Genomic DNA, 22176 nt, shown 5'->3' on the forward strand with positions numbered 1-22176 from the left:
ACCGCCCGGACAGCACCGAAATGTTTCTGGATGTTGCGCAGGGAAAGCAGTGTCATTGCCCCGGAAGCCCCCCGCGGTTGAGCCGTTGCGAAAGAGCCAGCGCGATGACCGAGACCGCCATCACGATAGTCGCCAGCGCGTTGATCTCGGGCGTCACGCCGAACCGGATCATCGCGAAGATCTGCATCGGCAGTGTGATGGAATCGCGCCCTGCCCCGGCGGTGAAAAAGGCGATGATGAATTCATCGACCGAGAGCGTGAAGGCCAGAAGCGCGCCCGCAATGATTGCGGGCAGCATCACCGGCAACACGATCCGCCAGAGCGTCACCGGTGTCGAGGCGCCAAGATCGGTCGAGGCCTCGACCACTGACCAGTCGAAGGTTTTCAGCCGTGCGCGGACCACCGAACAGACGAAGGCCAGGTTGAAGACCACGTGACTCAGGATCACCGTATGCAGGCCCAGCGTCACGTCGAGCAGCGAGAAGAAACTGAGGAGCGCGATCGCCAGCACGATATCGGGGATGATCATCGGGGCAAAGATGATGGTTTCGATGAACCGGCCTTTGCGACGGCGGATCTCGACCCCGATGGCCAGCAATGTGCCAAGGATGGTGGCCAGCACGGTAGAGACCAGCGCGACGATGAGCGTGTTGAACGCGGCCCCCATCACGTCGCTGTTGCGCAGAAGCTCGCCATACCATTTGGTGGAAAATCCCGTCCAGGCGGTGGGCAACCCGCCCTTGTTGAATGACAGCCCCACCAGCACTGAGATCGGGATATAGAGAAACGCGAATACCGCCGACAGGATCATCAGCATGAGGCGGGGATTGGCTTGAGCGCGCATCACGTTGCCTCCGGACGGGCGCACGAGGCGCGCTCGGTGGCGAAAGTCTGCAGTGTCAGAAGCCCCATCATGATCGCAATCAGGAACATGGACAGCGCTGCGCCGAAGGGCCAGTCATTGGCGGTGAGGAACTGGGCATAGACCAGATTGCCGATCATCTGGAACTGTCCGCCGCCCAAGAGCGCGGGCGTCACGAAGTTGCCGATCGACAGCACGAAGACAAAGACGAACCCAGTGGCCACGCCCGGAAAGGTCATCGGCAGGGTCACTCGCCGGAAGGTTGTCCAGCCCGACCCACCCAGATCGCGCGAGGCCTCGGCAATCTCGGGGTTGAGGCGCGACAGGGGCGCGTAGCAGGCCAGGATCACGAAGGGCAGGTAATTGTAAACGAGGCCGACAACCACGGCGCTTTCGGTATAGAGCAGCTTGGGCAATTCACCGTCATAGCCCAGCCAATGCGCCATCGAAGCGATCAGGCCTTCGCGGTTCAAGAGCACGATCCAGGCATAGGTGCGCACCAGGTAGTTCGACCAGAAGGGCAGGACCGCGAAAAAGAGCAGCACCGGCTGGCGCCGGGCAGGCGCGGCGGCAATCGCATAGGCGGCGGCATAGCCGACGATGACGGCGATCAGGGCCGACAGGCCCGCGATGCCTGCGGATTTCAAGAAGATGCCCGCATAAAGCGGATCAAAGACCAATGCGATGTTTTCCAGCGTGAAGGTGTATTCGATACCGCCATAGATACCGCGCCGAAAGAAGGCCAGCGCCAGGATCAGGAGGCACGGCACCACCATGAACGCGGTCAGCCAGGCCAGCGCCGGCGACATTAGGTAAAGGGGTTTGCGGTCGGTCATCGGATGTTCCGGGTCCTGCCGCGCGGGCGGCAAATGCTGGCCTTCAGGGATCAGGGCGGGGGCCCGGCCCGGTCATCGTGACGTGCCGGGTCGGGCGTGCCGCTTGGGCCGGATCAGTTCGCCGCCTTGATCTCGGACACGGTGCGGGAATAGTCGCGCTGCGCCTCACCCACATCCCGGAGTTGCTCGTACCCCAAAAGCTCATCCGGACCGATGCCCATATTCGGGAATTGCGCGATGAAATCCTCGGAAAGCCCAGACATCGCGGTCTCGTTCGGCACCTTGTAGAGGATGTTCTCGGCCGCCCAGCCGTGGTTCGCGGGGTCGAGGATGAAGTTCACGAACTCATAGGCCGCATCCTTGTTCTCGGAACTTTTCAGGATCACCATCGTGTCGACCCAGAGGTCCGAGCCCTCTTCGGGGATCACGTATTTGATGTCGGCATTCTCGGCGATGCCATAGTTGCACCAGCCGTCCCAGGCATGAACCAGCTCGGCCTCGCCCGACACCAGCTTGGCGTAGAAGGTCGTGTCGTCATAGGCCAGAAGCGTGCCCTTGGCGTCGATCAAGAGGTCGCGCACTTCGGCCAGCTTGTCGGGGTCGGTTTCATTGACCGAATAACCCTTGGCCAGCTGCCCCGCCGCCAAAAGCCAGCGATCGGTGGCCAGCATCGTGGTCTTGCCGCTTAAATCCTCGCTGGGGGTCAGAAGGTCCATCCAGCTATCGGGCGTGTCGCTTACAAGGTCCGAGCGGTAACACAGCCCGGTCGTGCCCCAGGCATAGGGAACCGAAAAGGCATTACCCGGGTCGTGTTCAAGCTCGGTCGCCTGCGCGTAGAGGTTCGAGATATTGGGGATCTTGGCGTGATCCAGATCCTCCGCCAGACCCAGATTGTGCAGCACCTCGGCAAAAGGCGAGGATACAAAGACCACGTCATAGCCCTTACCTTTCGACGCGATGAGCTTGCCCATGATCTCTTCGTTGGTGCCGTGCAGAACCAGCTCGGCCGCGTGTCCGCTGGCCGCGTTGAAGCTGTCAATCGCATCGGGCGCCATGTACCCGTCCCAGTTGGACACCACCAGTTCCCCGGCCATGAGCGCGCTTGCGCAACAGGCCAGCCCGGCGCCCAGCATCGTTCTACGGATCGCGTTTTTTCGGTTCATTCCAATCCTCCATCTGTTGCCACCGGTCGCCCTTTTGAGATGCGGGGCACTCGGGGTCATGTCGCAGGCGGATATTGCGAACCGCCATGCATTACAGTATTATTACTATGAAAAGTACGTCAAACTGTATTCGCTGTTCGTAATTGCGGCCCACGGGTCGCGACAATCAGGATCGGGAGAAATGCGCAGAAAATGGCCGGAGCCCGCCGAACATCCAGACCCAACCACTACGCGCTTGCACAGCAGGTTCTCAGCATTGCCCTGGAGCGCGGCCTAAAGTCCGGCGACCACTTGGCGGAAAAGACCTTTGCCGAAGCCTGCGGCGTGTCGCGAACGCCCATCAGGTCGGCTTTCAAAATACTGGAAGAAAATGATATTTTAAGATGGCGGCAGGAAGAGGGATATTTCCTGAACATCGGGTCCGCCAGCCAGGCCGCCAAGGCCCTGCAGCGTATGGAAGTCGCCGAGGATTCACTGGCGCACCGGATCCTGTCGGACCGGGCCGAACGGCGCATCGGTGACGTGCAGTCTGTCAGTGCGCTGGTGCGGCGTTATGCGGTATCACGCAATGCAGTACTAAATGCGTTAAAAGTACTATCAAAGGATGGCATTGTTACCCAATTGCCCGGCCGCGCCTGGGCTTTTCAGCCCATGGTCGATTCGCTCAATGCCATCGACGAAAGCTTCGATTTCCGTCTCATGGCCGAGCCGCAGGCAGTGCTCGCACCGGGTTTCAACATCGACAGCAACCGCGCGGGACTGTTGCGCAACCAGATGGAAAATCTCCTCGGCAGTGACGAAGACCGCATAACCGCCGCCGTGTTCCAGCGGATCGATTTCGAATTTCACAGCCTGATCGCAGAGGGGTCGGGCAACCGTTTTCTGAGGGGCACGCTGCTGGCCCATCACCGGCTGCGCAACGCGACCCATAAGGGTGGCGTGATCCCCAGGTTCCGTCTGAGACAGGCGATGATCGAGCACCTGGAAATCCTCGATAGCCTCGAACGCAACCAGCTTGATCTTGCAGCCGATCAGATGACTGTGCATTTGCGCCGCTCCCGCATCCGCCGGCCCGAAGCCGCCAATCGCGGTATCCCGCCATTGCTGAAAGGGGTCCGCACGTGACCAAACCACCGACAATCGCCTTCTTTCCCGAGGCCAGCTTCGGCGCAGCTCTCAACTGCGTCGGGATCGCGCAAAAGCTCAAGGAAAACGGTGCCAACCCGGTTTTCATCTGTCATGCAGGGTTCACCGGGATATTTGCGGAATATGGCTTCAGGGAGTATCACCTGCCGCAGAACGCTAATAATAATGTCGGTGCGATTGAGGACTACTGGCAGGAGTTCATCAATACCCACCTACCGCATTTCAACCTGAACCCGCTTGATCAACTTCCTGCCTACGTCACCCCAACCTGGGAGGCCATTGTCGACACCGCGATCACCGCCGAGGAGAAGCTTGCCGCGATCCTCGAGCGGATCGACCCCGATGCGATCGTGCTCGACAATGTTGTCATGTTCCCCGCTATCGCCAAGGCACGCTGTCCCTGGATCCGCATCGTGTCCTGTGCAGAGACTGAAATCCCTGATCCGAACGTGCCGCCTTACCTTTCCGGCCTGTCACCTGGGGATGATGCGGCTTGCAAGACATTTAAAAGAGCTTATTTGCAACATACTCGGTCGGTGCACCGTCGTTACAACGAATTCCGCAAGGCGCATGGGCTGCCCGCCTTGCCGGCGGGGATATTCCTGGAAACTTCGCCGACCCTCAATCTGCTGCTCTCGCCCAGGTCAGTGCGGTTTGACCGGAAACTTCCCCTACCCGAAGATAAGTTCGTGTTTTTAGAAGGTTGCGTACGCCTTGAAAGCGCGTACGAACTGCCCCGCTTCCCTGCAAGCGACGGACCGCTGGTATACATGAGTTTCGGGTCGCTGGGGGCAATCGACACGGATTTGATCAAGCGCATGATCGACGTTTTCGCCACGATCCCTGCGCGTTTTCTGGTCAATGTCGGGGGCTTTCTGGAAGCCTACCGTGACATTCCGAACAACGTTCATTTGGGCGACTGGTTCCCGCAGCCTTCTGTTGTTGAACAGGCGGCGCTATTTATTCATCACGGTGGCAACAACAGTTTTTGCGAAGCACTGTTTTACGGAGTTCCGTCCCTGATACTCCCCTATTGCTGGGACGGACATGACAACGCACAACGTGCCGAGGCAACGGGCCTCGGGCATCGGATTGATCGCAAGGACTGGTCGAACGAATTTCTCCGACACAAAATCTCAGTGTTGCTTAGCGATGTAGATATGCGCCATCGACTGGTCGAGGTATCCAGGCAGATGAACGAGAATTCAGGAACTGATAAAGCCGCGCACAAGATCTTGGATTCAGTGCAGCTCGAAGAAAACGTCTGGGCTTCTACCGCCAACCAATAAATCTGTATTCGCCCTCAATTTTTTCACGGTAAGACTGTGCAACATTCTTTACCGAACCGGAAAAAGTGCATCGGTGGAACAACCGCAGGCGAAGGAATGGAGCTCAAACTCCCGACACAATCGGGGCGCGTCGTCACGCAGGCAATTATCGGTCATGCCATCGTTCGGGAAATTAATGATGTCTGGCAATCTCAAACTTATGACTGCGCTGAACTACGTCCAAGACCGGCAGCAAGCTGCCATTGGAGAAAGCGCGGCGAACTCACCCTTTGTCCGCACTGCGGTCGTTGAGTGGAATTCACTCAAAGTCTCCACTGAGCCCAAAGTACCGGATACTGCGCAACGATCACTTGGCGGGTTCTGCACCGTAGTCCGCCTCCGATCGGTCTCAGGTCGAAGGTGCAACATTTTTGGTGCATACTTCCCTGCCTGTTTGCATTTGCGCGCGCTTACATCGCCGTGTGCTAGCTACAACTGCGTGACACCGGCACCCGGCTCTGTTTATCCGTCGAGCATCGCGAGCACGGCGTCGCGTTCGGACAGAACCAACAGCAAGGCAAGATCACCCGGTTCCAGCTTTTCCAATATCATCGAGGCAGCTAGAGAGGGCGAAGATGCTCTCAGGACTTGTTGCGCGTCATATCCCTGTTCTAAGGCGGATTTTTTGATCAGGTCCGGGATTTCTCCCAATTCGCGACCTCTTAAATACCCTTCCAGTTCGGCTGCGACGACCACGTCGGGCTGGAAATTTAACGCCGTCGCGGTAACGTCCCGAATATCCTGATCCGACCGATCGCCAGCATGGCTGAGCATAATGTAACGCCGTTTCGCCGGTAGGCTTGACAGCGCATCGCAAACGGCCGAAATCGAGTGCGGGTTATGAGCAAAATCCACAAAAACACGCGCATTATTGTAACTAAACTCGTTGCAGCGTCCGGGGTTGTCCTTGGCGTCGGGTTTGAACCCGGCCAACCCATCCCGAGCCCCCTGAACGGGCAAGTCCAGTGCCAAGGCAAGGCACAGGGCCGCCAGCGCGTTCAGGATATTGTATTTCGCAGCGCCGCCCATGGTCAGGGGAACATCGGAAACTGCAATGACTACCTGTTCGACCGCACCGTCGAAAAAGACGATATCTCCCTCCTGCACATAGGCGCAGCACTTGCCCGCATCACGCGCCTGACGGACAAGGTTGTTCTGCGCATCCAGCGAGAACCACCAGATATTTGCGGATGTATTTTCCGCTTCTGCGCGGACATACAAGTCATCGGCATTCAGTGCCAGCACGCCACCCTCGGCCAGCGTGCGATGCACGGCGAATTTGGCCTGAGCCAGTTCCGGCACCGTGTTGACCCCGTATTGCCCCAGATGGTCGTTTGCCACATTGGTGACCGCCGCTGCCGTTGCCGCGCGGGTCGGCAGACCCCGGCGCAGGATACCTCCGCGCGCGACTTCCAGACAGGCGACCTCCAGCCTTTTGTCACGCAACAGCATTCGCCCGCCGCCGGGGCCGGAATAATCGCCACGGTCGAGAATGTCGTCTCCCACCCGCACAAATTCGGTCGAGGTCAGCCCGGCAACCTTGCCCGAAGCGCGCGCGATCGCCTCAAGTAAACGGGTTGTGGTTGTTTTGCCGTTGGTTCCGGTTATGAAGGCCACCGGGATATTGTGCAGAGCCGACCAGTCCAAGTCATCGGGGGTAGGCAGCGCATCGACCGGCCAGGTCTGACTGCCAGTACCGTGCCCGATCGACACTTCGTCATCATCGCACAGGATATCCACACCATGCGCTTCTGCTGCCGCAATCAGGGCGATCAGCGCGGGATTGGCTTCCTTCTCCATAACGCTTTTGACATCCGCAACCATCTGATCGAAATCGCCGGGCTCGGATGCCAACAGTTCGGCAGCACAGAAATGCCAGACGGTTTGCACCGCGAAGATAGCGGAATAGAGCTGATCCATCGGTGCTGAAATCGCCAGATTGACGCCACCGGTGAAACTGCGGTGGGTTACGTCCTGATCCTGCCAGCCAAGTGCGTCCAGCACGCGGCGCGCGTGTTTTTCCCACAAAGCAGTGACCTGCGCGGTGCCGGTATCGGTGAAAAACACATCCATCACCGCGCCGGGGCGGTTCCACAACAGTCCCGGCCCGGTCAAGCGTCGGGCATCGTCTACCCGGATATGATCGGCGTACGCGCTTTCAATTGTCAGCGCGTTTTCAAGCTCTTCGATCCGGTCCATTCCGGTACCCCCGCTTAATCCGCGTCTTCGCTGATGTCGCGGGCCAGGCGCACGCCGCGCGCATCCCGGATCAGGTTCTGGTCGCTTTCGAACATGTCCTCGAACGAGGTGTCGATGGGGCTTGCCACCGGCGCAGCCTCTGTGACCGGCGCTTCGCTATCGGAGTTGAAATAGATGATCTGCTTCCAGCAGCGCGTTGTGTCATCACCGAAAATCACCAGCAGATCGCCCGGTGCGGCCTGTTCCAACGCTGCAGTCACCGCTTCGACCTCATCCGGGATGATCGTGATCGCGGCATCATCGACGCCGTTGTCGATCAGGGCCTGCCGCATCATTTGCGGTACTTCGTCGTGTCCACGGCCCCGGCGGCGGTCATCTGCCTTGCAGATGAAATGATCAAAATGCCCGGCCAATGCGGCGGCCCCGTCGATGATATCCTCATCGCGCCGGTCGCCGGGCATCGCAACAACGCACAGCCTTCGGCCCTTGACCTCCAACTGATCGGCCAGAGCCGCCATCGCCTTGAGCGCGGCAGGGTTGTGGCCATAGTCGAGGATCACCTTGAAGGGATGCTCGTCATAGACATTCATCCGCCCGGGTGCCTGGAAATAGCTGGTGTCGAAGGTGCGCAGCCCATGGCGGATATTGTCCAGATCCACTCCGAAACTATAGGCCATCGCGGCGGCGAACATCGCGTTCTGGACGTTGAAAATGGCCTTGCCTTCCAATGCCGCTGGGATCAGATGCGACCACAGCACCGGGATATGAAGACCGTTGTCATAAATGGTCAGCATGTCACCATTCATGCCCTTTTCAAGCACAATTGCCTTGCCGCCTGCCTTGATATGTTCCTTGACCAGGCTGTGCCCCGGATTGGTGGTGACATAAAAGATCTGATCCGCACCGGCATAGTCGGCCATTTTCAAACAGTTGATGTCATCGGCATTCAGAACTGCCGTGTCGGTGGCGCTTTCCACCACCACGCGTTTGACAACGGCCAGTTCCTCAACCGTGTTGATGCCGCCAAGACCCAGATGATCTGCCGAGACGTTCAGGCAGGCCGCTACGTTCGAGCGCTGATAGCCCAGACCCGAGCGCACAAGTCCGCCGCGTGCGGTTTCCATCACCGCAAAATCGACAGCCGGGTCGCGCAGAACGATCTGTGCCGACTTAGGTCCCGTCATGTCGCCCTTTACGCTCAGCTTGCCGTCAACATAAACGCCATCGGTCGAGGTCATGCCAACGGTCTTGCCGCTGGTTTTCATGATGTGCCCCAACATCCTTGAAGTGGTCGTCTTGCCGTTGGTTCCGGTGATTGCCGCGATGGGAATGCGGGTTTCCTCGGTGGCCGGAAACAGCATGTCGATCACTTTGCCCGCCACGTCGCGCGGCTGACCTTCGGACGGTGCCACGTGCATCCGGAAACCAGGGGCGGCGTTCACCTCGACAATCGCGCCGCCGATATCCTTGTAGGATTTGGTGATGTCGTCGATCAGGAAATCGACGCCGCCCACATCCAGCCCGACGGCCATGATGGCACGCTCGGCCATGTCACGGTTGTCAGGGTGCACCACATCCGTCAGATCAATGGCCGTGCCGCCAGTCGACAGGTTCGCCGTCGAACGGAGATAGAAAACTTCGCCATCCGGCAAAACGGTCTCTTCGTTAACGCCCGCATTCTCCATCAGGCGGTTGGCTTGATTGTCAATCTCAAGCATGGTCAACACTTTTTCGTGCCCGATGCCACGGCGCGGGTCCTGGTTCACGATGTCAACCAGTTCGGAAATCGTGTGCGTGCCATCGCCTACCACATGGCCCGGCACGCGCTTGGCTACAGCGACCAGCTTGTTGTTCACCACCAGCATCCGGTGATCGAACCCGGTGATGAAGCTTTCCACCAGAATGGCGCGGCTGCGGGAATGTTCCTTGGCTTCGGCAAAGCCTGCCTCGACCTCTTCATCCGAGTTCAGGTTGATCGAAACACCACGCCCATGATTGGCATCGAGCGGTTTGACCACCACCGGGTGCCCGATCCGTGCGGCGGCGCGCACGGCTTCACGCGCGGAATAAACCATGCGTTGCTGCGGCACAGGCAGGCCCAGATCGTTCAGCAGATTGTGGGTGTCTTCCTTGTCGCAGGAAATCTCGACCGAGATATGCTTGGTCTCAGAGGTTATGGTTGCCTGAATGCGTTTCTGGTATTTGCCGTGCCCGAACTGAACCAGTGACCCAGAATTCAGCCTGATCCAAGGGATGTCACGCTCTTGCGCGGCCTTAACCAATGAGCCGGTAGAGGGACCAAACTCCTTGCGCTGCGCCCGCAGCACAAAGCTACGCAACTCGTCATCCCAGTTGAATTCCGGGTCGAAGTCGTAGTCCACCTGTTCCTTGAGGGATTGCGGCAATAGATGCATCAGCAGCCGCATTGCCAGCTTGCCTGCGTCCAAACCAACATCGCGCTGGCGGTATTCGTAAACCATGTTGTATTGGCCGGGTTCGCCTGTGCCGCGCGTGCGGCCAAAGGTTACATCCGAACCGGCCACGTTCTGCACTTCGATGGCACAATGTTCCAAAACATGACCAAGCCAAGTGCCTTCATCTTCGCGCAATCGGCGGATGAAACCACCGGGTTCGCGGTAGGAACAGCCATGTTCCGCCAGACCGGGAAGGGCCTGGGTCAATGCATCAATAAACTCGGAACCAATTTTGGCCGAAGGCCAATCTTCCAGAACGCCCAGATCAATGACGTGGCGAATGACCGGAAAACTTGCCCAGACATTCGGGCCGACAAAGACATTGGTCGAGATTATTTTCATGAGGCTCCCCGTTGGTTAGCTTATTGTTTCCCTCCGCTGGCGGCCTCATCCTCGGACAGATCCGGCAATGTGCAGAACGCCATATGCTCATCCGGCGGAAAAGCCTGGCGAGCCGTCAGATCATAACGGCACCCTTCACCCAGAACGTCAAGCCGAAGTCCAAGAAGGCTGAGTGCTTCGCCGCGACGGGCATCCCACATCGAAGAATGGGTCAAATGGCTGGCATCCACCACGGTAACCGTTCCGCTGCCGATTACTTCAAAGACGTTATCGGGCCCAATGAAGGCCGCCGTGTCTTCGTCAACGCCCAATCCGATTAGAAAAGGGTTAAAAGATGAAGCGGTTAGCAATCGACCCAGGCGGTTGCGTTGGGTGAAGTGCTGATCAATGATGACGGCGTTGGTCAGACCCATACCGGGAGCCAGCGTGATGTTACCTTCGGCTGGACCAGAGTTGCTGCTGCCACCTGCTACCATATGCTCGGACATGATCGAAGCACCGGCCGATGTTCCTGCAACCGGCACCCCTGCCGCGTTTCGGCGCCGGATTTTCTGGGCGACCAGCGTGCCTCCAAGAATCGCTGACAGGCGCAACTGGTTCCCACCGGTCATAAAAATTCCGGTAGCACGATCCAGCATCCCCGCGTAATCCGGGTTGTCGCAATCGGCGCGGCGCGAGATAGGCAGGAATTCAACCTTGCCTGCACCAAGCTCGGAAAAGATGCGGTTATAGTCCGGTCCGGTTTCTTCCAGCATCGAGGCTGTTGGGATTACGATGATATCAGCGTCGGCACCGCCGGACAGTTCTACGAACTTTCGGTGAATCTGCATTTCCTTGACGCGGTCTTCACCGCCGCCGATCGGAATGATGAACCCGCGCGGGGTTTCTGCATCAACGGGTGCAGGGCACATATCTTAACTACCTTCCGGTGCTATAGCGGGCAGCCACCGGGGACCGCGCGGACGCTCAAACCTGTTCATACATGCCGCGTCGGGCTATCTGGCCGTCGCGTACATGCCATTCCCCCCGGGCCATCACATGCCGCACGGCAGTGTTTTCGTCAAGAACGACCAAATCAGCGTCCATACCCACGTTCAGACGACCTTTTTGGTGCAGCTTCAGCAGGTCGGCGACATTTGAGGTCAGCGGAGCCAGAGCTTCGGGCATTGGTACTCCTCTGTTGGTGAGTTCGCGCAGCGTGTCCGGCAAAGTGTCCGACAAACCCACACCAAACCGTGTCAGATTGCCTTCATGGTCAAAGGCGGGCAGGCAGCCACCACCGTCAGAGCTGATGGTGAACCGGTCGGCGTGACCGCCCAAATCGCGAAACTGAATGTAGGCCTCAGTAGCAGAGATGCCCGGCTCGACATGTCCGCAGGGGAATGCGGTAGCGTCGATGTAACATCCGTGCCGTGCTAGCGCCACGGCCTGTTCGAAGAGTGGTTTGTTGCGATTGACATGGGTTGGATTGAAGACGCGTGCGGGGATTTCGCAGGTCGCGATAGCTTGTTCCAACATTGACAGCCCTCGCTCGCCATCTCCCATATGGCAATGCACAATCCCCGCCTTGCCAGTCATCAGGCCTGCGACATGCGCTTCGCTTGCGATCCGCAGAAACTCGTCCAATGTCGGTTGGCTCGACCGGTGATCACTGATCGCCAGTTCCCCAACACCGATGACCGGATCAAGGAACACAATGTCTCCACGGGCTGAACCGGTGAGGGTGGTCAGTGGGACGTGATAGCCACCGGTGTGACACCAGGCTGAAAGTCCTTCTTCGCGCAACCCATAGGCCTGTTGCACCAGCGTCTGCGTGTTGCGGGTCAGATCGTCCGTGCCCAATACTCCAACGACTGAAGTGACACCGGCACGCGTGAAAGAGGACAGGACAAGCGGCGGCACCCGACTGGCTGGTCCGGTTTCACCGCCACCGCCAGTTATATGCGCATGCCCATCAATAAAACCCGGAACAACCGCTGCGCCTTCGACGTCAATGATCTCTGCCTGAAGCTGGTCAGGCAATTCGGGTTTATTGCTGCCGAGGTAAATGATGCGTTCACCCGCAGTGAGAATATGGCCCAAACCAACAGGTTCAGGTGAATAGAGGCGCGCATTCTTGATGAGCTTCAACACGTTGCAAATCCGTCAGTAGGAGCGAAGACGTCCTTCTTTGCACCAAATGGCAGCAGAAGAACCATCCCCTTTTTCGGGGAAAGCGTAGATGTCGGTCGTACGCCACTAGCAGACAATGAGAAAAATGAAGCGGATGGCAAGGTTGTCCGCGAAGCAGTCGTGTTTAAGGGTTGCGGCGAACGGTTGCTCCGAGCCCAATCTGTCTTATGCTGCGGAACAGCCGAATGTCCGCTTTTCTCCCGGGCGACCATCACGGTACGCGCCATCGCAATGACCTTAAGCCAGCGTGGAATAAACCTATGCAATTCGCTGAAAGGTCCAATAGCAGGCGATAGCCGCACATCGTATACCGTTTGGGATCCGAGAACGTCTAGGGTGAATTCCAAATCCGGATTCCTGGACCCAAAACAATTGAGATTGTAGAAAAATTACGTCGCTTTCAGCCTCTTAGGTCGAAAACAGCGTAGCGCCATCTGTGCGTTTTGGCAAAATCCAGTACCAATCAAAAATGGTGTAAAGAATGCTGGAAGTTCATTCGATTCCCGGTGCATTTACCGCGCGGGAATGTGAGCAGATTGTTGCTGCATCACAAAAAGCCCCGGCGAACGAGGCTCTGCTTGTCGGGCAAAACAAGGATCATAATCTGCGCAGAGCGGATGTGACCTGGCTGGACGACGTCGAAGGCTCTGATTGGGTGATGTCACGCCTGATCAATGTTGTCCGTCGCTCCAACACCGACAAGTTTGGCTTTGATCTGAGCGAGTTCGCCGAAAGTCCGCAGATTGCCTGCTATAAAGCATCAGATGGTGGTCATTTTGCGTGGCATTCCGATATCGGCGACGGGCCTGTTGCCCGAAAAAGAAAGCTGTCGCTGGTCGTTCAACTCAGCAAACCCGGAATGTACGACGGCGGAGACTTGGAGATAATGCCGGGCGCTTATGCTGTAACGGCCAGCCGACATCAGGGCAGCGCGACCATCTTTCCCAGCTTCTTGTTGCATCAGGTGACACCGGTTGAGAATGGTGATCGGTATTCGTTGACGGTCTGGGCGCATGGCCCGACGTTTCGGTGATGATTTCCGTACTCGTTTGATTAAGAGTCCGAGACTACAAGGCTAACGGTTCCTTTCGTGTAGGAAACAGAGTCGAAAGAGTTAAGCTTGCCTTTAACACATTCGCTGAAATGGCATTTCTTGTAGTCCAACGTCTCTACTAAATCCTAGAGGCTGCACGGTACTGACGCCTGAGTTGCTTTGGTCACTCAATGGCTGGCTTCTATTATGTATCAGTCGGTAAGCGACTGGCGACTGATTTCTCATGGACTAAGTTTGGCAGGCTCACCATATCAGAAGCAACTTTGCCAGCTTCCTTTGAAGTACTTTCGACAGATATGCGTGTCTGGCCCAACCGGGGGTGCAGCTTACGAGCCAGAACCCACGTCCAAAGCAAACCTGCGCCACCCGCAGCGAACACGCCAGAGAGCGGTGCAGCGAGAAGAACCAGCCAGGCGGCACCAGGTGTAATAATACCCGAAACGTCGCGAAAGCTCGAGTATATTGCTGACATCTCAGTTCGTTCGGAAGGTTTGACTGCGAGAAGGAACGGCAAACCAGCGGAAACATCGAGCAAGATCAGGAAAATCGAGCCCATCATTAAGAATGCGATTGTGACTTCAGGGATTCCGAATGGAACTCCAGCAAAAAGAAACAGCAGCCCGGACATGAGGAATCCGGTTCTGACTGCTGCGCGTACCGAACTGCGCTGCATGAAACGAAGCATCAGTGGAGTGCAAAACAGGGCGGCATTGGAAATCGATAAAGCAATCCCTCCAAGCTGGCTGCCTAGCCCGTTCTGAACCGCATAGATGGGCAGGTATACGACATAAATCCACCACCCACAGGAACGAACGACTGCGAATACCCATCCGGCAACCAATCGCGGTTGCGCAAAAAACCTCCCGAAATAGGCGAACGGATTTGCGGGAGCGCTTTGGCTTCTGGTGATGAGCCTGCCGTTTCCGAGGCGCATAACAAGAAAGATGAGCAGCATGACAATCGCCGCACCGGCTGCAATCAGGAACGGCGCAGGTCGCCACCATTCGTACAATATCGCGCCAAGTGCAGGCCCAGCCGTCCAACCCAGCGCACTGTAAAAAAGCCGCGATGTCTCAAAACGTCCCAGTTCAATCCTGGCAACATGGTCGAGTACATAGGCGTTGAAGCACACAAATGTCGTCACAACGGCGAAAGTTGTGAGTGCGAGCCCCGCAATAACGGCAGCAGGGGTCGCAACGGTCGTCACAACCGCACCCGCGACGTACGAAAGAGTGCCGAACACATAGACCCATCTCCGTGGGACAAACCGGATCAGGTAGGGAACCAGAAGACCGATCAAGAGTGATACCGCGCCAATGGCGAAATAAATTTCGGATACAAATCGCGCATCCTTCAGCGCGTTGTACATCGCTACCGGAAAGACAGAGATCAAAATACCCCTGGCAATCGCTTCCGTTCCCGCCAGAATGGCGAATCCCCGCACGCTGGGTGCTGGCGCATGGCGAAGCCATTCTGGTATTCGACGTTCGTGCATGAGAAGTGCTCAATGGACTGGGAACTAGTCAAACCTGTTTCCTCATTTTATCTTTCCTGCCAGCGACCCGATGTCGTTTTTGCTAATCGTGCAAGTTACAAAAATTCAAAAACGGAATTTCGTTTTCTCTTTTTGGGAGCCCGCTTCGCTGGCGTTCAATTTTCAACGCTGATTACACCGAAAGGATAGCTTGAACTCGGGCTGGATTGGCCCAGCAGAATGGCCGCATACCGGAAATCATTGCTCAACCGAAAAATCTACCGCTGCGGATGCAAGCACTTTCAGTATGAGCAATAGTCGTGGCTACAAAAGTCGGTTTTGTCCGCAAAGCGGTCAGTTAAAGTCGGGAGTGCGATACCCGCCCGATCCAGGTATGGATGAAAGCCTTTGTGGCGCGCGGTCAGAGTGGCCTGGCAAGGTCACCAATATCCCAGAAAAGACCGGCCATTGCCCGCAATGCATCACGCGACACCGACTTCAACACGTGTTCGTTTGGCGCGTGCTGTGAACAGCCACGATAGGAATGAGGCACCCAAATCGTTGGGAGGCCGAGCACATCGGAAAAGACCTCATTGGGCAGGGAACCGGCGAGATTTGGCAGAATATGTGGCCGCTTTCCAGACGTTTCTTCCAGCGAACGCGCGACAAACGACACCCAAGGATGCTCCGGCGATGTCCGCGTCGCATCGAAAAATCCGCGGTCGTGAGGTTTGATCTTAACGATCTGAAATCCTCTTGCATCAAGGTGGCGACGAAGGGCCGACAGGATACCGGCTTGATCGGTGCCAACAACGAAGCGGAGCTGACAGGCGGCCTTGGCATATCCCGAGATCGCGTTAACCGCCTCTTCGGGGACACCGCTTTTCATTGCGAGGATCGCAAAGCTGTTCCAGCCAAAGACCCGTTCGGCCGGTGTCAGACTTTCTTCGCCCCAGTCTTCGTCAATCTTCGGACCGCCATCTCCGCCTACCGGCAAATTGCGCAGGGTATGCCGGATGTCTTCGGTTAGGCTGGTCGGCCGCCACTCTGGTATTTGGATTTGGCCCCTCACATCGGTGATCGTCGAGAGGGCTTGCGCAAGGATCATCGCGGGGTCGGCAAGCAAACCGCCCCAGTTACCGGAATGATGCGCGCCGTCTCGAAGGTCAACGATGAGGTCGAACGAATTGCCGCCCCGTGCACCCATGAACATCGTCGGCGTGTCTGACTGAAGGCGTGGTCCGTCCGATGCGATCAGGACATCCGCGGCAAGGTTTTCTTTGTGCGTGGCGCAAAACTCCGACAGCCCCGGCGACCCCATCTCCTCACCCATTTCAATAAGGATTCGAATGTTGAAGCCGAGTGATCCACGAGCGTCGATGACGGAGCTCAACGCAGCCAAGTTGATGAGGTGTTGTCCCTTGTTGTCAGCGGTACCGCGTCCGAAGAGGCAATCGCCCTCATCCACAAGACGAAACGGGTAAAGCCCGTTGCGCCACTGATCGGTTTGGGCGCGGATCACGTCGCCATGCCCATAGGACAGGATCGTTGGGCCTGTGTCGTCCTCGATGCGTTCAGCGACAAGGATAGGACCTGCATCTGGCACAGGGTTCGGGTGTATTGCACAGGAGAACCCAAGACTGCGCAGGCGCGGAACGAGGGCTTCTTCAAGATAGCGCGGAAGTTCCGCCGCTTTCTCTGGTGTCTGGCTCTCCGTCTCATGGGCAACCAGTTCGCTAAGATCGGTTGCAAATCGACCGCTGTCAAAATATTCGGCGACGTTGTCTATGGCAGCAGCGCGGGTCATGTTCACTTTCCCTCAGACAGGTGGTCGCACGTCTGCAGGGATCGGACATGTGTACGGCGTTTCGCCCAGATGGTCTTGATGCTTCGCGCGCGCAGCATCGATGCGTGACGGGTCCTCAACCAGTCGACAGGCTGTCGCGGCCATTGCCTTTGCGGCGTAGATCATGCCTTTGTGCGCTGCGGGTGCCTTGCCTTGTGCAACTGTTTGCCAGGTATGAAATGGCGTTCCAATTGCGCAGGTCGCGACCCGAGCCTGAACCGTCGGAACAGCCCAACTCACATCCCCGACATCTGTTGAGCCTTCGCCACCATCGCTGTGGCGATCAAGAGGTGCGATGAAGTCGCAGAGTGCGAGATCCTTTTTGGGCTTAGCTCCGATCCGCTTGAAGGTCGTGTTGATGTCAGCCGTGGTCAATGTAGTCTGAATCTCACGGGCAAAGCTGAGGTCTGACTCGTCAAAGGCGACGGGTCCGAGTTTCTCTAGTTCGTGTTGCATGGTTTCTTCCAAAGGACGGTTTCCAAGCAGGTTTGAAACGCCGGAAAAGACCTGACTTGTGACCTGCGTTCCGGTCATCAGCGCCGCACCATCTGCAATCTTTCTGACACGCGTAACCAGATCGGCGAGGTCGGGTAGCGAACTGGCGCGGACGAGCTGGCGCACCGTGGCCTTGGCCTGCACCACGTTCGGCGCAACACCACCTGCATCGAGATAGGCGTAGTGCACCCGGGCGCTGTCGGGCATGTGCTCGCGCAGGTAATTTACACCGATGTTCATCAGTTCAACCGCATCAAGCGCCGACCTACCCAATTCCGGTGCACCCGCCGCATGGGCAGCTTTTCCATGAAAAGTGAAATCGATCCGGGTGTTTGCGAGCGATCTGGCCTCATTCACGCCTGTGAAGGTCGCTGGATGCCACGAGATGGCTGCGTCGACATCATCGAACAGTCCTTCGCGCACCATGTATGTCTTGGCCGCGCCCCCTTCTTCAGCGGGGCAGCCATAGTATCGCACACGGCCCTTGATGCCGTTTTCGGCCAGCCAGTCTTTCACCGCCGTCGCGGCCAAGAGTGCGGCGGCCCCTAACAGATTGTGACCACACCCATGCCCGTTGCCGCCCTCTTCAAGCGGCTGATGTTCAACCACACCTGGCGCCTGGCTCAGATATGGCAGCGCATCGAACTCGCCGAGGATGGCAATCACCGGACCCTCGTCTCCTGCTTCGCCAATCACGGCCGTAGGAATGCCAGCTGCGTTCTCTGTTATCTTGAACCCCTGAGCGCGTAACATCTGCACATGTTCGGCGACGGACTTGTACTCGGCATAAAGCGTCTCGGGCGTGTCAAAGACTCGATCTGACAAGGCGATAAAATCATCACGATGGCGGTCGACGTGGTCCCAGATCGGATCGGCGTTTTTCAAGGGGCTCTCCAGCTTCTCGTTCAAACGGTTTCGGCGTGTTCCAGCAGGCAAGCCGTTTCGCGCCCGCCGCGCCCCGCTTTCAGTTCAGGAACAGTGGTGCGGCACTCAGCGGTCGCCACCGGGCAACGCGGGTGGAAGGTACATCCAGATGGCGGATCGAGCGGCGACGGAATTTCCCCCTCAATCGGGGCAAACTCACGCCGGCGCTGATCAAGACGCGGAGCCTCTGCAAGCAGCGCTTTCGTGTAGGGATGGCGTGGGTCCGAAAAAATTTCCTCAGTCGATGCGCTCTCGACAATGCGGCCCAGATACATGATCGCCACGCGGTCGGCGATGTGTTCGACGACGCTCAGGTCATGGCTGATGAACAGATAGGTCAGGCCCAGCTCTTCGCGCAGATCCATGAACAAGTTGATAACCTGCGCCTGGATCGACACGTCCAGCGCAGCGATGGCTTCGTCGCAGACAAGGAACTTCGGCTTCACGGCGAGCGCACGTGCAATTCCAATCCGTTGCCTCTGACCGCCGGAAAACTGATGCGCGTAACGCCGCTTGAGCGACGGGTCGAGGCCGACCTTGCGCATCACGTCGTCCACGTATTCCGCACTCTCTGCCTTGCTGACGATCCCATGCATACGCGGTGCTTCGCCGATGATATCTTCGACGCGCATTCGCGGATTTAGGCTGGCAAAGGGGTCCTGGAAGATCATCTGAATTGCGAGGGTCGCCGCGCGTTTGTCGGTGCCGTTCAACGTCGCAACATCTTTGCCTCCGTAGAACATCTGTCCGTCACTTGCAGGGTGAATGCCGGCAACAACACGTCCCAAAGTGGACTTGCCGCAGCCGGATTCGCCGACCAATCCCAGAACCTCACCCTTTTGAATCGACAGGTTCACGTTATCGACAGCATGGACCGTTTCTTCCCGGATGTTTGCGCCAAGTCGCTGTGCGATTTTCCCCGCGACGTCCAAACGTTTGGTGAAGCGCTTCGAAACGCCTCGGATTTCAACGAGCGGCTCACTCAAAGCGTCGTCTCCTTGGTGCGTTGCGGATTGAAACAGCGAAGGCTGCGGCCATCCACGTCCTTAATCGGGGGGCGCTGGGAACACGCTGCCGTTCGGGCCTGACAACGCGGTCCAAAGGCGCATCCTTCAGGCAGGGCGAGCATGTTTGGCGTCATCCCTTCGATCTGGAACAAACGCTGCCCGCGCCGGTTCGCCGTCGGAACCGATCCGAGAAGCCCGACCGTATAGGGATGCAACGGACGGTCGATAACATCGTCGATACCGCCTTGCTCAACGATCCGTCCTGCGTACATCACCGAAATCCGGTCCGCGAGCCCTGCCACAACGGCAAGGTCATGCGTGATCCAGATCATCGCGGTTCCTGTGCGTTTCGTCAGCTTCTGTGCCTCGTGGATGATCTGCGCCTGAATTGTCACGTCGAGCGCTGTCGTCGGCTCGTCAGCAATAATGAGGTCCGGCTGGTTCAAGAAGGCTGTCGCAATCGCCACGCGCTGCCGCATCCCACCGGAAAGCTGATGCGGATAGGCTTGCAATCGCTCTTCCGGCGATGGGATGCCAACCAAACCAAGCGCATCACGGCTTCTTTCCCAGGCGGTTTGGCGGCTTACGTTTTCATGGGCGAGAATGGCCTCGATCATCTGCGTATCGACGCGCAGGACCGGGTTGAGCGTCATCATCGGATCCTGAAAGATCATCGAGATTCGGTTGCCACGCAAGGTCTTGAGTCGCTCTTCCGGTGCGTTCGCGATCTCGTCACCATTAAAACGGATTGACCCATCGACGATGCGCCCGGGAGGATCGATCAGCCCAAGGATGGAAAACCCGGTGATCGACTTGCCCGACCCGGACTCACCCACCAGACCCATTACCTCGCCCTTGGAGACGGTGAAATCCACACCATCTACGGCCTTGACCACACCCGCGTGCGTGAAGAAGTGGGTCTTCAGCCCGCTGACTTCGAGTACTTCAGTCATCTCTTCAACCTCGGGTTCAGAACATCGCGCAAATGGTCGCCAACAAGGTTGATGGACACCACCGTCATTAACAGCGCGACGCCGGGAAAAACGGAAATCCAGTAGCGTCCTGAAAGCATGTATTCGAATCCATTTGCGATCAGCACCCCGATCGACGGCTCAGTCTGTGGAAGGCCTACGCCAAGGAACGAAAGCGTCGCTTCCAATGAGATCGCACTGGCGGTTTGTACCGTGCCAACGACAATCAGAGGCGCCATGCAATTCGGGAGAATATGCCGAAAGACGATCCGCGAACGCGAAATGCCGAGACATTGTGCGGCTTCAACATATTCCTTTCCACGCTCGACAAGCGCGGTCGCGCGCACCGTGCGGGCGTAGTAGGCCCATTGCGCAATTACAAGGGCAAGAATGATCTTGTCGACACCCTTACCAAGTGCCGCAACCATCATCAGCGCAACCAGCGATGCCGGGAACGACAGTTGAAGATCCACGATGCGCATAATGAACGCTTCGGTCCGGCCACCAGCGTAGGCCGCGACCAGACCGATCGCCATACCGATCAGAAGGGCAATCACTCCAGATGCAAGCCCAACGGTCAGAGAGATACGCAAACCATAGAGAATTGCCGAGTAGAGATCGCGCCCAGACCCGTCCGAGCCGAGCCACATTGTGTATCCGTCGAAGGCTTCGGAACCTGGCGGCAAGCGCCCATCCATGACGCTGACCTGACCAAGATCGTAGGGGTTCTGCGGTGTGATCCAGGGTGCCAGGATGGCCAAAAGAACGATGATCAGGAATATGCCGAGCGCCGCTGTTGCGATCCTGCTTTCGAAGAACTCGGCCCGAAATCGCTGGAACGGCGTCTCAACCTTAGGGGATTTGGCGGTGGTCAGCGAATGATCTGTGACGGTGTCGGTCATGCGCCCTGATCCTGCAAACGAACCCTCGGATCGAGGATCGAGTAAAGTATGTCGACGATCAGATTGATCAGCACGAAGAACAGTACGATGATCATCAGATAGGCGACGACGACAGGCCGATCCAATTGCAGTATTGCGTCGATCAGCAGTTTGCCCATTCCCGGCCACGCGAAGATTGATTCAGTCACCACCGAGAACCCGATCAAACTGCCGAATTCGAGGCCCATGACGGTCACTACCGGGATCATGATGTTCTTCATTACATGCACCAGAATGATGCGTCGGGTCGAAAGCCCTTTGGCCCGGGCATATTTAACGTAATCCTGTCCCATCGCTTCCCGGACACCCGCTCGGGTGAGACGGATTGCCAGCGAAATCTTAAGAAGTGCCAGGTTGAGAGCAGGCAGGAAGATGTGGCTCAACCCATCGAGCGTAAAAAGGCTGCTGTGAATCCCAAGAAACGAGCCGATGTCGCCACGACCTGTCGCAGGTACCCATCTAAGTTCTACGGCAAACAGCATGATGAGCATTAGTCCGACCCAGAAGGTCGGCAGCGAGAAACCGAGAATCGAGCCAGCCATAACGCCTTTGGAAAGCGGGCTGTCGGGATAGAGCCCGGCATAAAGCCCCAATGGAATTCCGATCACGATGGCAAGAAAGAGTGCACTGAAGGCCAGTTCCATCGTGGCAGGCATATGGTGCAGGATCAGTTTGAGCGCGGGCTCACCGAAGACGAAGCTATCGCCGAGGTCACCCTGTGCCGCACCTTTGAGGAACAACCAGTACTGTTCCCAAATAGGCCGATCCAATCCAAGCCGTCGAATGGCCGCTTCGATGTCAGCCTGATCCGCGTCGGGGCTTACCAGCATGTAGACCGGGTCACCAACGATGTTGACGCCAAAAAAGACAATCACCGACATCAGGAAGACAACAAGCATTGCTTGCAGCAATCGGCGAATGACAAAAACGGTCATGAGGACA

The 22176-nt window shown here is 57.4% G+C and carries 17 protein-coding genes; 3 read left to right on the forward strand and 14 right to left on the reverse strand.

All coding sequences use genetic code 11. The annotated features are described in order from the left end of the window. Positions 1 to 52: 52 nt before the first annotated feature. The 3 genes from AC2FNE_RS01830 to AC2FNE_RS01840 form a co-directional block, all read right to left on the reverse strand. Positions 53 to 844, reverse strand: coding sequence for an ABC transporter permease (locus tag AC2FNE_RS01830; protein ID WP_496804660.1), 792 nt, complete (start codon positions 842 to 844; stop codon positions 53 to 55). Further along, positions 844 to 1698 (reverse strand): ABC transporter permease, encoded by an 855-nt coding sequence (locus AC2FNE_RS01835; protein WP_496804661.1) that lies wholly within the window; start codon positions 1696 to 1698, stop codon positions 844 to 846. Before AC2FNE_RS01835 ends, AC2FNE_RS01830 begins: the two co-directional genes overlap by 1 nt. 113 nt (positions 1699 to 1811) lie before the next feature. Next, a complete protein-coding gene (locus AC2FNE_RS01840) occupies positions 1812 to 2861 on the reverse strand; it encodes a polyamine ABC transporter substrate-binding protein (RefSeq protein ID WP_170608809.1) in 1050 nt (349 codons plus the stop codon). Positions 2862 to 3053: 192 nt separating this feature from the next. On the opposite strand from AC2FNE_RS01840, the gene AC2FNE_RS01845 reads away from it, so the two are divergent. Both AC2FNE_RS01845 and AC2FNE_RS01850 read left to right on the forward strand, forming a co-directional pair. Further along, positions 3054 to 3986 (forward strand): GntR family transcriptional regulator, encoded by a 933-nt coding sequence (locus AC2FNE_RS01845; protein WP_170608808.1) that lies wholly within the window; start codon positions 3054 to 3056, stop codon positions 3984 to 3986. Then, positions 3983 to 5296 carry a nucleotide disphospho-sugar-binding domain-containing protein gene (locus AC2FNE_RS01850; RefSeq protein ID WP_170608807.1) on the forward strand — a complete coding sequence of 438 codons (1314 nt, stop codon included), beginning with the start codon at positions 3983 to 3985 and terminating at the stop codon, positions 5294 to 5296. The genes AC2FNE_RS01845 and AC2FNE_RS01850 overlap by 4 nt, the downstream gene beginning before the upstream one ends. A gap of 501 nt (positions 5297 to 5797) precedes the next feature. Here the strand turns inward: AC2FNE_RS01850 and AC2FNE_RS01855 are convergent. Genes AC2FNE_RS01855 through iadA form a run of 4 tightly spaced genes read right to left on the reverse strand, consistent with a single transcriptional unit; the run spans position 5798 to position 12483 of the window. Next, positions 5798 to 7534 (reverse strand): Mur ligase family protein, encoded by a 1737-nt coding sequence (locus AC2FNE_RS01855; RefSeq protein WP_480536214.1) that lies wholly within the window; start codon positions 7532 to 7534, stop codon positions 5798 to 5800. Positions 7535 to 7548: 14 nt separating this feature from the next. Next, complete coding sequence (cphA, locus tag AC2FNE_RS01860) at positions 7549 to 10350, reverse strand: cyanophycin synthetase (protein ID WP_480536216.1); 2802 nt, start codon at positions 10348 to 10350, stop codon at positions 7549 to 7551. Between the two features lie 20 nt (positions 10351 to 10370). Then, the gene (locus tag AC2FNE_RS01865; protein ID WP_170608805.1) at positions 10371 to 11261 is read right to left on the reverse strand and encodes a cyanophycinase; all 891 of its coding nucleotides are present in this window, start codon (positions 11259 to 11261) and stop codon (positions 10371 to 10373) included. Between the two features lie 55 nt (positions 11262 to 11316). Next, the gene (iadA, locus tag AC2FNE_RS01870; RefSeq protein ID WP_496804662.1) at positions 11317 to 12483 is read right to left on the reverse strand and encodes a beta-aspartyl-peptidase; all 1167 of its coding nucleotides are present in this window, start codon (positions 12481 to 12483) and stop codon (positions 11317 to 11319) included. 520 nt (positions 12484 to 13003) lie between these two features. Between iadA and AC2FNE_RS01875 the strand changes: the two genes are divergently transcribed. Beyond that, positions 13004 to 13555 (forward strand): 2OG-Fe(II) oxygenase, encoded by a 552-nt coding sequence (locus AC2FNE_RS01875; RefSeq protein WP_170387162.1) that lies wholly within the window; start codon positions 13004 to 13006, stop codon positions 13553 to 13555. Positions 13556 to 13760: 205 nt separating this feature from the next. Here AC2FNE_RS01875 and AC2FNE_RS01880 read toward each other — a convergent pair whose 3' ends face one another. The 7 genes from AC2FNE_RS01880 to AC2FNE_RS01910 form a co-directional block, all read right to left on the reverse strand. Beyond that, a complete protein-coding gene (locus AC2FNE_RS01880) occupies positions 13761 to 15071 on the reverse strand; it encodes an MFS transporter (protein WP_496804663.1) in 1311 nt (436 codons plus the stop codon). Between the two features lie 400 nt (positions 15072 to 15471). Then, entirely contained in the window at positions 15472 to 16857 is a 1386-nt protein-coding gene (locus AC2FNE_RS01885) for a M20 family metallopeptidase (protein ID WP_496804664.1), read from the reverse strand. 12 nt (positions 16858 to 16869) lie between these two features. Further along, positions 16870 to 18276, reverse strand: coding sequence for an amidohydrolase (locus AC2FNE_RS01890; protein WP_496804665.1), 1407 nt, complete (start codon positions 18274 to 18276; stop codon positions 16870 to 16872). Positions 18277 to 18296: 20 nt separating this feature from the next. Next, positions 18297 to 19301: an ABC transporter ATP-binding protein gene (locus AC2FNE_RS01895; RefSeq protein WP_496804666.1), complete on the reverse strand. Its 1005-nt coding sequence runs from the start codon at positions 19299 to 19301 to the stop codon at positions 18297 to 18299. Further along, a complete protein-coding gene (locus tag AC2FNE_RS01900; RefSeq protein WP_496804667.1) occupies positions 19298 to 20275 on the reverse strand; it encodes an ABC transporter ATP-binding protein in 978 nt (325 codons plus the stop codon). Before AC2FNE_RS01900 ends, AC2FNE_RS01895 begins: the two co-directional genes overlap by 4 nt. Then, positions 20272 to 21195: an ABC transporter permease gene (locus tag AC2FNE_RS01905; protein ID WP_170387150.1), complete on the reverse strand. Its 924-nt coding sequence runs from the start codon at positions 21193 to 21195 to the stop codon at positions 20272 to 20274. The genes AC2FNE_RS01900 and AC2FNE_RS01905 overlap by 4 nt, the downstream gene beginning before the upstream one ends. Further along, a complete protein-coding gene (locus AC2FNE_RS01910) occupies positions 21192 to 22169 on the reverse strand; it encodes an ABC transporter permease (RefSeq protein WP_170482633.1) in 978 nt (325 codons plus the stop codon). Before AC2FNE_RS01910 ends, AC2FNE_RS01905 begins: the two co-directional genes overlap by 4 nt. Between the last annotated feature and the right edge of the window lie 7 nt (positions 22170 to 22176).

Source organism: Ruegeria sp. YKSD179, assembly GCF_059612885.1.